The following is a 13,618-nucleotide window of genomic DNA, read 5'->3' on the forward strand; positions in this document are numbered from 1 at the left end:
CCTCCAGCCCCGCGTCACGTCACTTGCGCGGCCGCATGCGGAAGGCCACGAAGGACGCCATGTCCGGGAAGCCGAAGTACGGGTTCTTCTGACGCACGGCCTCCATGCCCGCCACCGGCACGTCCGCGTAGTCGTGCCCGGGGAACAGCCGCGCCGAGTCCGGCACCTTCAGCAGCACCTGTGACAGCGAACGGTACATGTCCTCCGGGTTGCTGCCCGGCAGGTCGCACCGGCCACAGCCGTTGATGAAGACCGTGTCCCCGGACACCAGCGCGTCCTCCGCCAGCAAGCAGTGCGATCCCGGCGTGTGCCCGGGCGTGTGCAGCGCCTGGAACGTGCGCGCGCCCACGGGCACCGCGTCTCCCGCCCTCAGCGGGCGCAGCGCGTCGCCGCCCCACGTGCGCAGCTCGCGTGAGAAGGCCACCTCCTCCGCCTGCGCGTACACCGGCACGTCATGGCGCGACAGCAGCTCCGCCAGGCCGTTGATGTGGTCGCCATGGCAGTGGGACACGAACGCGCCCACCACGCGCTTGCCGTCCTGGGCCACCGCCGCCTCGATGGCCGGCACATCCCAGGCGGGATCCACCACCACCACCTCCGGCCCGTCCGCGGGCCCCACGAGGTAGACGAAGTTGTCCATGGGTCCCAGCTTCAGCTGGCGTACGTACGGCGTAGGCATGGTTGTCCTCCGGTCGACCACTCTACGCCCCAGGCTTGCCGGCCCGGGGCCTGTTCCCGTTGAATGGTCCTCTTTGATGTCCCAACCACCAGGAGGTCTCCTTCCGTGAAGCACCTGCCCACCCTGCTCGCCTGCTCGCTCCTGGTCAGCGCGACCGCCTCCGCCGCGAGCCGGGGCACCTCCACCTTCCGCTACAAGCCGACCGGGGACGATGAGCGCCCGGTCATCGTGGACGCCACCATCGGGCCCCAGGGCAGCGACTTCGCCATGCGGCTGAAGTTCGACAAGCCGCCCTTCGGCGACGAGTGCAAGCAGCGCTGCGCCAACGTCACGCTGTTCCTGGACACCGACTCCAGCACCCAGTCCGGCCTCCACCTGTCCGCCAACAAGGCCCCGGAGAACGGCGCCGACCTGGCCGTCGTCATCCAGGGCGTGCGCGAGTACAAGCGCCAGGACGCCCCTCCGGAGCTGGCCCTGCGCGTGAAGGTCCGTCAGCTGGGCTCCGACTCCACCAGCGCGGACTCGGGCGAGCTGCTCGCCGACCTCAACAACCGCCAGGACCCGGAGCGCATCCAGACGGATGGCACCACCGTCTACCTGCTCGTGGACGCCACCAGCGCCCTGCTCCCCTCCGCCCGCAAGGTGCGTGTCATCTACCACCCGCCCGGCGGCAAGGCCCTCACCGCCACCGTCACCGGCATGGCCGGGTCCAGCTCCGGCAAGGGCGTGCAGATCTTCAAGCACGGCAGCGGCAACTGGGGCCGCGCCCCCGACGCCGAGGGCAAGAAGCCCCGCGCCAACGCGGCCGGCGACAACGGCTAGCCGCCCCCTCCGGAATCAGCCCACCCGCCCACCGCGGCCGCGCTCCCCTCGGAATTCCGGGGGGTTGGCGGTGGGTTTCCAACGGGCACAGGACTGTACGGGCGTACAGAATTCCTGCCCCGGAGGCGACGCAACCTCCCGAATTCGTTCTCAATGTCAGAGGCCCATGGTAGTCCCGCCGACCTGACGTTGTCGGTCCGACCCGACTGGTAGTCGCAGCGCGCACGCAGCCCGCGCGTCGCGTCATGCGGTGGGGGCGGCCCCGTGAAACCCATCTGGATTCCATGACCATGCTCGCAGAAGCCGATACGAAGACGCGCAAGAAGCAGGGAGGCCCGGCAGGGGGCGGAGGAAAGGGAGGCGGCGGCGCGTCCGGCGCCGGTGGTGGAGATGGCGTGCCCGCGGGCCTGGCCGAGGAAGCCCGCCGCCGCTACCTGAACTACGCCCTGTCGGTCATCACCTCGCGCGCCCTGCCGGACGTGCGCGACGGCCTCAAGCCCGTGCAGCGCCGCATCCTCTACGGCATGTGGAACGACCTGAACCTGTCGTTCGACACCAAGTACCAGAAGTGCGCCCAGGTCGTCGGCGCCATCATGGGTCGCTACCACCCGCACGGCGACACGGCCATCTACGACGCGCTCGTGCGCATGGCGCAGGACTTCTCCCTGCGCTACCCGCTGGTGGACGGCCACGGCAACTTCGGCTCGCTGGACGGCGACTCGGCCGCCGCCTACCGCTACACCGAGTGCCGCCTGGAGAAGCTGGCCACGGAGCTGTTGGGCGAGCTGGACAGCAAGACCGTCCGCTTCCGGCCCAACTACGACGGCACCCGGGACGAGCCCGTCGTCATCCCGGCGCGCGTGCCGCAGCTGCTGATGAACGGCACCACCGGCATCGCGGTGGGCATGGCCACCAACATCCCGCCCCACCACCTGGGCGAGCTGGTGGACGCGCTCCTGGCCCTCATCGCGGATCCGGAGCTGCAGACCAAGGACCTGCTCAAGTGGATCAAGGGGCCGGACTTCCCCACCGGCGGGCAGATCCTCAACGACAAGAAGGAGCTGCGGGAGATCTACGAGACGGGCCAGGGCAGCGTCCGCATCCGCGGCGAGTACAAGCTGGAGGAGCTCAAGCGCGGCGGTCAGATGATCGTCGTCACCTCCATCCCCTACACGGTGAACAAGTCCACGCTCGTCGCGAAGATCGGCGAGCTGGTGCGCGAGCGGAAGCTGCCGCTCATCACCGACGTGCGCGACGAATCCACCACGGACGTGCGCATCGTCCTGGAGCTCAAGAAGGACGCCAACCCCGAGCTGGTGATGGCGTACCTCTACAAGCACACGCCGCTGCAGACGAACTTCGGCGTGAACCTCACCTGCCTCGTTCCGTCGGAGAACCCGGACGTCGGCACGCCCAAGCGGTTGGACCTGAAGAGCATCCTCCGCTACTTCCTCGACTTCCGCCTGGAGATCGTCACCAAGCGCTTCGAGCACGAGCTGGCGGAGCTCAAGCGGCGCGTCCACATCCTGGAGGGCTTCGAGAAGGCCTACGACGCGCTGGATGAGATCATCCGGATCATCCGCCAGTCGGAGGGCAAGCAGGACGCCGCCCAGAAGCTGATGGCGCGCTTCAAGATGGATGAGATCCAGGTGGACGCCATCCTGGAGATGCGCCTGTACAAGCTGGCGCGCCTGGAGATCCTCATCGTCCAGAAGGAGCTCAAGGAGAAGCGCGCGGAGATCAAGCGCATCGAGGGCATCCTCAAGGACGTGAAGAAGCGCTGGGCCGTCATCCACGACGAGCTCACCGGGCTCAAGGCCGCGTACACCGACAAGCGCCGCACGCGCATCGGCGGCGCGGGCGCGGAGGAGATGGAGTTCTCCGCGGAGGCGTTCATCGCGGACGAGGATGCCCACGTCGTCATCACCCGGGACGGGTGGATCAAGCGCGTGCGCGAGGTGAAGGACCCGTCCACCACCCGCCTGCGCGAAGGCGACGCGGTGATGGCGGTGCTCGCCGGCAGCCTGAAGGCGAACCTGGTGCTCTTCAGCAACTTCGGCACCGCGTACGTCACCCGCTTCAACGACGTGCCGGCCTCCACCGGCTACGGCGACCCGGTGCAGAAGCTCTTCAAGTTCGACGACGGCGAGCGCGTGGTGGGCGCCCTGTCCCTGGATGCCCGCCTGCCCCAGCCGGAGAAGCTGGTGGCGGTGACGCGTCAGGGCCTGGGCCTCCGGTTCCTGCTCGCGCCGCACACGGAGGTCTCCACCCGCGCCGGCCGCCGCTACGCGAAGACGGGCGAAGGCGACGAGATCATCGGCACGCAGCCGGTGGGCGACCGCGACCTGCTCGCGGTGCTCACGGAGAAGACGAGCGCGCTCGTGTGCAAGGTGGCGGAGGTGAACGAGCTGGCCGGCCCGGGCAAGGGCGTCCAGGTCATCAAGGTGGAGCCGGGCGACAAGGTGGTGGACTTCCTCGCCGCGCCCGCCAGCCAGAAGGACGCCACGCTGGAGTTCGAGACGCAGAAGGGCCGCAAGCTGCACCTGTCACCGTCGAAGTTCACGGTGACGGCGCGCGGCGGCAAGGGCCACGAGATGTCCAAGCGCGACACGGTGAAGGAGGTGGCGCGGCCCGTCACCTTCGTGCCGCTGCCGGAGAAGAAGGAGTAGCGGGAAGGCCATGGCGACCAAGAAGGAAAGCTATACAGGCGCGGACATCCAGGTCCTGGAAGGCCTGGAGCCGGTGCGCAAGCGCCCGGCCATGTACATCGGTGGCACCGACAGCACGGGCTACCACCACCTGCTGTGGGAGATCATCGACAACTCGGTGGACGAGGTCATCAACGGCTACGCCACCACCGTCGAGGTGACGCTGCACAAGGGCGCGAAGTCCATCACCGTCGTGGACAACGGGCGCGGCATCCCGGTGGACATCATGCCCCGGCACAAGAAGCCCGCCGTGGAGGTCATCCTCACGACGCTGCACTCGGGCGGCAAGTTCGAGCAGGGCAACTACATCCACTCGGGCGGTCTGCACGGCGTGGGCAGCTCCGTGGTGAACGCGCTCTCCAGCAAGCTGGTCATGGAGATCAAGCGCGACGGCAAGCGCTACGTGCAGTCCTACGCGCGCGGCAAGGCGACCAGCTCGCTCAAGGTGGAGGGCCCTGCCCGCGGCACCGGCACCTCCACCAGCTTCGAACCGGACGCGGAGATCTTCGGGGAGAAGCAGAAGTTCGACGCGGAGGCGGTGCGCGAGCGCCTGGAGGCGAAGAGCTACCTGCACAAGGGCATGACGGTCGTCTGGAAGGACGAAACCACCACGCCCCACACGGCGGTGACGTTCAAGCACGACGGCGGCATCGCGGAGTACCTCACCAAGGTCGTCTCCGAGCGCCAGAAGCCCATCGTCCCCACCGGCAGCACCCCGTACTACTACTCGCGCGACAACGAGGTCCGGCTGGAGGTCGCCCTGGCGTGGACGGAGGCCACGGACGAGCACATCCGCTCGTACGTCAACGGCATCCCCACGAACCTGGGCGGCACGCACGAGGCGGGCCTCAAGGCCGCCATCGTCAAGGCGATGCGCAACTACATCGAGACGCACGGCCTGTCGCCCAAGGGCGTGACGCTCACCGCGGAGGACATCCGCGAAGGCATCACCGCCATCCTCTCCGTGTACGTGGTGGAGCCCCAGTTCCAGGGGCAGACGAAGGGCCGCCTCAACAACCCGGAGACCACCGCGCAGGTGGACGGCGCCATCCGCCCGGCCCTGGAGAAGTGGCTCAACGACAACAAGTCCATCGCAGAAGCGCTGCTGGCGCGCATCATCCTGGCCGCCCGCGCGCGCGAGGCGTCTCGCGCGGCCTCCGCCGCCATCAACCGCAAGACGGCGGTGAGCCACCGGCTCAACCTCCCCGGGAAGCTGGCGGACTGCTCCTCCACGGATCCTCAGTCGAGCGAGCTGTTCATCGTGGAAGGCGACTCCGCAGGCGGCTCCGCCAAGCAGGGCCGCGACCGTCGCACCCAGGCCATCCTCCCCCTGCGCGGCAAGGTGCTCAACGCGGAGCAGGCCTCCACCGACAAGGTGGCCACCAACAAGGAGCTCCAGGACATCGTCAGCGCGCTGGGGTGCGGCATCGGCTCCGACTTCGACATCACGAAGCTGCGCTACGGGCGCGTCTTCCTGCTGATGGACGCGGACAGCGACGGCCACCACATCGCCACGCTGCTGCTCACGTTCTTCTACCGCCACCTGCGGCCCCTCATCGAGGCGGGCGCGGTGCACATCGCGCAGCCGCCCCTGTACCGGGTGGACATTGGCAAGGAGACGTACTGGGCCCTGGACGAGCCGGACCGCGACCGCATCATCCGCGAGAAGGCCAGGGGCAACGCCAAGCCCAACATCATGCGCTTCAAGGGTCTGGGCGAGATGACCGCCGAAGAGCTGAAGACGACCACGCTCGACGCGAAGAACCGCATCAGCCTGCGCGTCACCATCGACAACGCCCTGGAGACCGACCGCATCATCAACGACCTGATGGGGAAGGATGTCTCGGCGCGTTATAAGTTCATCACCGAGCAGGCGGGCGAGGTGCAGGAACTCGACGTCTGAATAAGTGGGAGTCCCCGCACACCCGGGACGGGCCGTTCCCGTCCCGGGCGAGGCATTGGTCTTCCGCCCCGCCGGTCGGCTAGCATCGCCGGCACTGTGAACACCACCCGTCTTGCCCTGACCTTCGCGCTCGCCTGCCTGCTGAGCGCCCCCGCTGCCGACGCCGCCTCCCGGCGCAAGAGCCCCGCCAAGAAGAAGCGCCCCGCCGCGACGAAGACGGCCCCCGTCTCCGAGCCCGACGAGGACACCTTCACCCCGCCGGACGACGCGCCCCCGGCTTCGGACGCTCCTACGGCCGCCACCAGGCCGGCCATCACCCCGGCCGCCACCAAGCCCTCCGCCACGAAGCCCGCTGACGTCGCGACGCAGATCGTGCGCGCGGCTCCCTCGAGCGCGGTGGCGGTGTTCGGCGTGGCCCGCCAGCCGGTCGCGGCGGATTCGGCGGCGAAGCTGGAGGACACGCTGACGCGCAAGCTGGGCACCGCGGGCGACGTGCAGTTCGTGGACCTGGCCACCGCCTTCCCGACGTCGGCGCCGCAGGGCAACCCCAAGGGCGACGCGCTCTTCGATGAAGGCCGCGCCGCGTACGACAACCTGGACCCGGACACCGCGGCGGTGAAGTTCAAGGCGGCTGCGGACGCGTACGTGCAGCGCCCAGGCGACCTGCGCCCGGAGAAGCTGGGCGAGGCGTACCTCTTCCAGGGCGCGTCGCAGCTGCTCAATGGCGACGTGGCGGGCGCGAAGGCCTCGTTCACGAACGCGCTGGTGGCGGAGCCGTCGCTGCGCCCGGACGCGGGCCTGTTCGGCCAGGACGTGCAGCGGGTGTTCGCGGAGGCCCAGAAGGACCTGTCCGCGCAGCCGCAGGGCTCGCTGGTGGTGACGTCCCAGCCCGAGGGCGCGCGCGTGCTGGTGCGCGGCCGCGACGTGGGCGCGACGCCGCTGTCCGGCGTGAAGCTGGCCCCGGGCCACTACCCCGTGCAGGTGGTGCTGCCCGGCTACGCCACGTCCGTGTCGTACTCGGAGGTGAAGCCGGCCACGCCCACGGAGGTGAAGGCGAAGCTGGCCCCCTCGCCCGGCCTGGCCGCGCTGCGCGACGCGGCCGCCAAGGGCGGCTCGGCCCAGGCCTTCGACGCGGACGGCGTGCCCCCGGAAGTGGGCGCCATCGGCGAGCGGCTCAACGCGCGCTACGTGGTGCTGGCCGCCGCGTTCCAGGACAAGAAGGGCCGGCTGCACGGCGAGGTCCAGGCGTGGGACCTGCGCACGAAGAACCGGCTCAAGGGCCTGGAGGTGGACTTCACCAAGCGCGACGGCAAGGGCAGCGCGGACGCCGCCGCGGACCAGGTGCACACCTTCCTCACCGGCGCGGCCCTGCCCCAGGGCCGTCAGGACACCAAGGAGCCGGTGGCGTCCTCCAGCGACTCCATCCTGCGCAAGCCCTGGTTCTGGGCCGCGGCCGCGGGCGTGGCGGCGGTGACCGCGGGCGTGGTGTACGTGGCCACGACGGATCGCGGCCCCGGCTTCAACCCCGTGAACGGTCTGCCCGGTGGAATTTCCTTCTAGCTCCAGCGTCAAGCGTCCCGGAGTCTCCATGAAAGCCCTCCTGCTCGCGCTCGTGCTGCTGCCCGCCCTGGCGCTGTCGTCCGCGCCCCCGCCGGGCCGCATCTCCGCGCTGATCATCCCGATGGACCCGTCGTCCGAGTCCTCCGGGGTGCAGATGGAGACCTACATGAATGACGCGCTCGGCAACTTCTCCAACTTCTCCGTGCGCAAGCCGCGCGACCTGTTCGGACTGCCGGACGACCCCGCCGCCCAGGCGTCGTTCCAGCGCGCGAAGAAGGGCTACGAGGAGAGCGTCAAGGCCTTCGAGGCCCGCGAGTACGAGGACGCGGAGCGCAAGGTGCGCGCCACGCTCAAGGAGCTGGAGGGCTCCGTCGCGGCGATGAACGCCTGCTTCCCGCTGTGCGACGCCCTGGCGCTGCACGGCGCCATCCTCCAGCTGCGCGGGGACGTGGAGGAGGCGAAGCTGCTCCTCATCGACCTGATGGCGCTCAACCCCACGTTCGAACTCAACCCCAAGCGCTTCAGCCGGGAGTTCATGAGCCTGCGCGTGCAGGTGGCGACGAGCCGTCCGTCCCAGCTGCGGGGCAGCGCCACCTTCAAGTCGCGGCCCGCGGGCGCGCGCGTCTACGTGGACGGCGAGGCGGTGGGCTACACCCCCGTGACGCTGCCCACGCTGCCGGTGGGCAAGCACCTGGTGCGCCTGGAGCGCCCTGGCTTCCGCCAGTTCGGGCAGATCGCGGAGGTGACGCCGGATGACTCGGAGGTCGTCGCGAACCTCGTCCCGACGGCCACCTACAAGTCCTATGACGAACAGTTGGACAAGGTGGTGCCGGATGTCTCCCGGGCCAGCGACAAGCCGGCCAACGCCATCGTCGCCCTGGGCAAGTCGCTGGGACTGGACCGGACGGTGGTGGGCACCGTGCGCGTCATCCCGGAGCGAGGCACGGAGCTGGCGGTGGGCCTGTTCGACGTGAAGAACGGCAAGCGCCTGGGTTCGCGGCGGCTGGTGCTCCAGGGCGACGAATACGGGCAGCTCAAGTCGGAGATGGAGCGGGTGGTCAACCAGCTCATCAACAGCGAGGGCGAGCAGGTCGTCCGCAAGCGCGACCCGCTGGAGAGCCGCAGCGGCTCGGAGGACTGGGGTTCGGAGGACCGGGGCGGACAGTCCCGACAGTCCGTCAAGAAGCATTCCGGGGATGATCCGTTGGATAACGTGTCGGGAACCGAGGATTGGTGACACGCGGCGCTTGTCCCGGGACTCCCCGCCCCTAGAGTCCCGGGCGTATGCGCCACCTGCCGCTGCTCGCCCTCCTCCCCAGCCTCGCGCTCGCCCAGACGGGCGCCGTCGACAGAGCGACCACCCCGCCCCGGGGCATCACGCTGCCGCCCACCAACTCGGCGCTCGTGGACGAGGCGCCCGCGCTGGCCCTCAACCCCGCCGGCCTGGGCTTCCAGGAAGCGGGGCAGCTCTTCTATCTCCACGAGCGAGACCTGGGGTCCGACACCGTGGGCGACGCCGTCTTCCTGGGCGCGCGCATCCTGGGCCTGGGCGCGGGCTTCTCCCTGGAGTGGATCCGCGGGGAGAACGCGCCGGACTACCGCAAGACGTCCTTCGGCCTGTCGCTGGGCCCCCCCACCCTGAAGCTGGGCGGCGCCGTCCACGACTACAGCTCGGATGACCGCGCCATCGGCCGGTTGACCAGCTGGGACGTGGGCCTCACCGCCCGTCCCTTCCGCTTCCTGTCGCTGGCCGTGGTCGCGCGGGACGCGAACGCGCCCGCGCACGACGACTTCAAGCTGCCGCGCCGCTACAACTTCGGCCTGGGCCTGCGCCCGCTGGATGAGCGCTACACGCTGGGCGTGGACTGGCTCTTCGCGGAAGGGGGCTTCCGGGAGGGACAGGCCACGTACACGCTCCAGGCGGAGGTGGTGCGCGGCGTGCGGCTGGGCGGCGGGTTGTCCCACGGCTTCGTCAGCGGCATCCCGCTGGCGCTCCAGTTCGCGGCCACGGTGGACCTGGGGCACGCGGGCCTGACGTACGCGGCGGGCGGCACGGGCCACGGCCTGGACCACGTGGTGGCGGTGCGCCTGTCGTCGGAGCGCTACCGCTCCGTGCACGGTGGCGGCGGCATCGTGGCGCTCCTGGACCTGGACGACATGCTGGCGGGCGGCGTGAGTCCGGCGCTGTCCCTCCTGGGCGTGAGCGAGTCCGACCCCTACCTGCGCCTGCTGAAGTTCCTGGACCTGGCCACGCGCGACACGCGGCTGAAGGGCGTGCTGGTGAAGATGGAGGGCCTGCCCGGCGTGGGCTGGGGCACCGCGGAGGAGCTGCGCCAGGCCTTCCTCAAGCTGCGGGCGGCGGGCAAGAAGGTCGTGGTGGTGATGCTGTCCGGGGATGACCGCTCGTACCTCGTGGCGTCGGCGGCGGACAGCGTGTACGCGCTGACGGAGGCGGCGCTGCCCATCAACGGCCTGTCCGCCACGGTGACGTCGCTGGGCGGCACCATGGACAAGCTGGGCGTGCACTGGGACGTGGCGCGCGTGGGCGAATACAAGACGGCGACGGATCAGCTGACCCGCTCCGACATGAGCCCCGCGGAGAAGGAGACGCTGGACGCGTACCTGGACGCCCAGGTGACGCACTACGAGAAGGCCGTGGAGGCGGGCCGCAAGCTGTCCCCGGAGCGGCTGCGCGCGGCGTGGGCGGGCGGCATCCTGTCCTCCCGGCGGGCGCAGCAGGCGGGCCTGCTGGACGGCGTGGTCTCCGCCACGGACCTGCACACGCAGGTGGCCGACTGGTTTCCGGGCTTGCGCTTCCACCCGACGTACTCGCCGCGCGACGAGCGCGAGGACCGCTGGGGCGTGCGCCGCCGCATCGCCGTGGTGCCGGTGCTGGGCGACATCACCGGGGGCAGCAGCCGCGAGGACCCGCTGGGCTTCGCGCGCATCGCGGGCGCCGAGACGGTGGTGAGCGCGCTGAAGGACGCCCAGGACGACCCGTCCGTGGTGGCCATCGTCCTGCGCGTGGACTCCGGCGGCGGCGACGTGCTGGCGTCGGACCTGATGTACCGCGCGGTGCTGGAGGCGAAGAAGCACAAGCCCGTCGTCGCCTCCATGGGCGACCTGGCGGCCTCCGGCGGCTACTACGCGGCGGTGGGCGCGGACGAGGTCATCGCGGAGCCCACCACGCTGACGGGCAGCATCGGCGTCTTCTACCTGAAGCCCGCGCTGGAGGGCCTGGGCACGAAGCTGGGGGTGAACCAGGAGACCGTCAAGCGCGGCGACATGGCGGACCTGCTGGGGTGGTGGAAGCCGTGGACGCACGAGCAGCAGGCCGCGGTGCAGGCCTGGGTGGACGACTCCTACGACACGTTCATCAGCGAGGTCGCGCGCTGCCGGAAGCTGGACAAGGCGAAGGTGGACGCCATCGCCCGGGGACGCGTGTGGAGCGGCCAGGACGCGCTCGCCCGAGGGCTGGTGGACAAGCTGGGGGGCCTGCAAGACGCGGTCGCGGCCGCCCGCGAGCGCGCCGGGGTGTCCTCCAGGGAGGACCTGGACCTGGACGTCATGGGGGGCGCGCGAGGCTTCCTCTCCAGCCTGGGCGGCGAGCCCGGGGTGCACGCGCTGGCGGGGGTGCTGCTGCCCGCGCTGCCGGAGCGCCCCCCGGAGGCGCTGTCCCTGCTTGCCCGGGAGGTGGGGCTGGGCTCGCCCGAGCTCTTGCGTCCCGGCCTGAAGGCCATGCTCCCCTACAGCATCCGCATCCGCTGAGGGGACGTGGGAGGTCGCCCGGCGAACATGCCACGCGCACGGGCGGCGAAAATGCGGGCGCCCCATCCTGGCGCTCTGTTAGGGTGGTGAGTGCCTCCCGGCCGGCGCTAGGGCCGTCGGGGGGTTTCAGGAACCGGCGGTTTCGGCCTTCTCGCAGGCCCCGCGTCCGGCTTCCTGTCCCAAAACCTGCCTCCTGACGCCCCCGGCGACCCCCTGTGGCCGCCGCCCTCCAGGGTCGTCACGCGTGGAGCCCCATGAGCGAGAATTCCGACAACCCCGAGACCCGCAACCCGCTGCCCCCGCCCGCGGCCGCCCGCCCACCACCGCCCCCCGAGGCGGACGACGACGGCGGCGACGACGAGGGTGACGACGGTCCCGATGACGGTGACGCCTCCGCGGGCGGAGCCCCCCAGAACGGCGCGCCCGGAGGCCCCGCGGGCCAGGGAGGCCGCCGCCGCCGCCGTCGCCGCCGCCGCCGTGGCGCGCAGGTGCACTTCACCCCGGAGGGTCAGGCCTACCGCATGCAGCCGGGCCCGGACGGCCAGCAGGTGCAGGTCTTCCTGACGCCGCAGGAGCTGGAGCAGTACCGCCAGCGGCAGGCCCAGCAGCAACAGCAGCAGCCCCAGGGCGGTGGCCAGCCGCAGCCCCAGGAGGCCCGCCCGCAGCAGGAGGGCCGCGCCCAGCAGCATGAGCACCCGCGCCACGCGCAGCAGCAGCGCGGCGGCGGACATGCCCAGGGCGCGCCCCAGCAGAACCTGGCGCCGGTGGAAGGCGTGCTGGACACGGAGGCCAAGGGCCCCAACGCGTTCCTGCGTCAGGTGAAGCGCAACCTGCTGGCGTCGCCGGACGACCCGGAGATGCCGAAGAACCTCGTTCAGAAGCTGCGCTTGCGGCAGGGCCAGTATCTCACCGCGTTCGCGCAGATGCGCGGCCACAAGGGCGTCATCCAGAAGGTGGACACCGTGGACGGGCGCCCGCTGGAGGGCGCGCCCCGGCTGCCGCACTTCGCGGACCTCACCTCCGTGGACCCCACCGAGCGGCTGAAGCTGGAGAACGGCCACAAGGAGATGGTCACGCGGGTGCTGGACCTCATCGCGCCCATCGGCAAGGGCCAGCGCGCGCTCATCGTCGCCCCGCCCAAGACGGGCAAGACGATCATGCTCCAGCGCATCGCCCAGGCCGTCATCCAGAACCACCCGGAGTGCCATGTCATGGTGGTGCTCATCGACGAGCGCCCCGAGGAAGTGACGGACATGCGCCGGAGCATCAAGGCGGAGGTCATCGCCTCCAGCTCCGACCGGCCCACGGGCGACCACCTCAAGGTGGCGGAGCTCGCGCTGGAGCGCGCCCGCCGGCTGGTGGAGTCGGGCAAGGACGTGGTCATCCTGCTGGACTCCATCACCCGCCTGGCGCGCGCCTACAACAAAGAGGTGGACAGCTCCGGCCGCACCATGACGGGCGGCGTGGACAGCCGCGCCCTGGAGCGCCCCAAGCGCATCTTCGGCGCCGCGCGCGCGACGGAGGAGGCGGGCTCGCTCACCATCATCGGCACGGCGCTCATCGACACCGGCAGCCGCATGGACGAGGTCATCTTCGAGGAGTTCAAGGGCACGGGGAACTCGGAAGTCACCCTGGACCGCCTGCTCGCGGAGAAGCGCGTCTTCCCGGCCATCAACATCCCCCAGTCCGGCACGCGCAAGGAGGAGAAGCTCTTCACCCTGCGCGAGTACGAGAAGGTGAAGAAGCTGCGGCAGATGCTCTTCTCCGTGAAGCCGGTGGAGGCCATGGAGGCGCTCGTCAAGCGGCTGGGCCGGTACACCTACAACGACGAGTTCTTCGACGAGTTGTAGGCCCCGGATGCCCGCGCGGGGGTGGTGCGGCGAGCCTTGGATTGCGTAAGGTGTGCGCATGATTCAAGGCTCGGGCCGCTGCCACTACCACCCGGACCGCGCGGGCCTGGGCATCTGCGTGGAGTGTCGGCGCGTCATCTGCCGCGAATGCACCACGCAGTTCGAGGGCATCAACCGCTGCGCCAGCTGCCTCGACACGCGCCGCAAGGCGCTGGAGGGGCCGCCGCCACGGCGTGAGTGGAGCGTGGCGCACGTGGTGCTGGCGCTGGTGGGCGTCGTCCTGGTGTGGGGCGGCGTCCTGCTGGCCGCGCACGTGGTGAGCTGAGCG

The 13,618-nt window shown here is 70.5% G+C and carries 9 protein-coding genes; 8 read left to right on the forward strand and 1 reads right to left on the reverse strand.

The genetic code is table 11. The features are described 5' to 3' along the window. Positions 1-19: 19 nt before the first annotated feature. On the reverse strand, positions 20-679 hold the full coding sequence (locus GTY96_RS06435; protein ID WP_161664200.1) for an MBL fold metallo-hydrolase: 660 nt from the start codon (positions 677-679) through the stop codon (positions 20-22). Between the two features lie 105 nt (positions 680-784). Between GTY96_RS06435 and GTY96_RS06440 the strand changes: the two genes are divergently transcribed. The 8 genes from GTY96_RS06440 to GTY96_RS06475 all read left to right on the forward strand — a co-directional run bounded on the left by GTY96_RS06440 (position 785) and on the right by GTY96_RS06475 (position 13,615). Then, complete coding sequence (locus tag GTY96_RS06440) at positions 785-1,501, forward strand: hypothetical protein (protein WP_143899222.1); 717 nt, start codon at positions 785-787, stop codon at positions 1,499-1,501. A gap of 290 nt (positions 1,502-1,791) precedes the next feature. Beyond that, positions 1,792-4,170 (forward strand): DNA gyrase/topoisomerase IV subunit A, encoded by a 2,379-nt coding sequence (locus GTY96_RS06445; protein ID WP_201755896.1) that lies wholly within the window; start codon positions 1,792-1,794, stop codon positions 4,168-4,170. A gap of 10 nt (positions 4,171-4,180) precedes the next feature. Beyond that, positions 4,181-6,112: a DNA gyrase/topoisomerase IV subunit B gene (locus GTY96_RS06450; protein ID WP_143899224.1), complete on the forward strand. Its 1,932-nt coding sequence runs from the start codon at positions 4,181-4,183 to the stop codon at positions 6,110-6,112. Between the two features lie 96 nt (positions 6,113-6,208). Then, positions 6,209-7,672: a PEGA domain-containing protein gene (locus GTY96_RS38535; RefSeq protein ID WP_161664202.1), complete on the forward strand. Its 1,464-nt coding sequence runs from the start codon at positions 6,209-6,211 to the stop codon at positions 7,670-7,672. A gap of 28 nt (positions 7,673-7,700) precedes the next feature. Next, on the forward strand, positions 7,701-8,909 hold the full coding sequence (locus tag GTY96_RS06460) for a PEGA domain-containing protein (RefSeq protein WP_143899226.1): 1,209 nt from the start codon (positions 7,701-7,703) through the stop codon (positions 8,907-8,909). Between the two features lie 47 nt (positions 8,910-8,956). Further along, a complete protein-coding gene (gene sppA / locus GTY96_RS06465) occupies positions 8,957-11,440 on the forward strand; it encodes a signal peptide peptidase SppA (RefSeq protein ID WP_161664203.1) in 2,484 nt (827 codons plus the stop codon). A gap of 254 nt (positions 11,441-11,694) precedes the next feature. After that, positions 11,695-13,290, forward strand: coding sequence for a transcription termination factor Rho (rho, locus tag GTY96_RS06470; protein WP_143899228.1), 1,596 nt, complete (start codon positions 11,695-11,697; stop codon positions 13,288-13,290). Between the two features lie 58 nt (positions 13,291-13,348). Then, positions 13,349-13,615: a hypothetical protein gene (locus GTY96_RS06475; RefSeq protein WP_143899229.1), complete on the forward strand. Its 267-nt coding sequence runs from the start codon at positions 13,349-13,351 to the stop codon at positions 13,613-13,615. Positions 13,616-13,618: the final 3 nt, after the last annotated feature.

It is taken from the genome of Corallococcus silvisoli (assembly GCF_009909145.1).
Taxonomy (GTDB): domain Bacteria; phylum Myxococcota; class Myxococcia; order Myxococcales; family Myxococcaceae; genus Corallococcus; species Corallococcus silvisoli.

What these genes read in the sequence shown, in the direction of transcription:
- GTY96_RS06435 (WP_161664200.1), bottom strand. Translation starts at nt 679, where the DNA reads ATGCCTACGCCGTACGTACGCCAGCTGAAGCTGGGACCCATGGACAAC.
- rho (WP_143899228.1), top strand. Translation starts at nt 11,695, where the DNA reads ATGAGCGAGAATTCCGACAACCCCGAGACCCGCAACCCGCTGCCCCCG.
- GTY96_RS06445 (WP_201755896.1), top strand. Translation starts at nt 1,792, where the DNA reads ATGCTCGCAGAAGCCGATACGAAGACGCGCAAGAAGCAGGGAGGCCCG.
- GTY96_RS06475 (WP_143899229.1), top strand. Translation starts at nt 13,349, where the DNA reads ATGATTCAAGGCTCGGGCCGCTGCCACTACCACCCGGACCGCGCGGGC.
- sppA (WP_161664203.1), top strand. Translation starts at nt 8,957, where the DNA reads ATGCGCCACCTGCCGCTGCTCGCCCTCCTCCCCAGCCTCGCGCTCGCC.
- GTY96_RS06450 (WP_143899224.1), top strand. Translation starts at nt 4,181, where the DNA reads ATGGCGACCAAGAAGGAAAGCTATACAGGCGCGGACATCCAGGTCCTG.
- GTY96_RS06460 (WP_143899226.1), top strand. Translation starts at nt 7,701, where the DNA reads ATGAAAGCCCTCCTGCTCGCGCTCGTGCTGCTGCCCGCCCTGGCGCTG.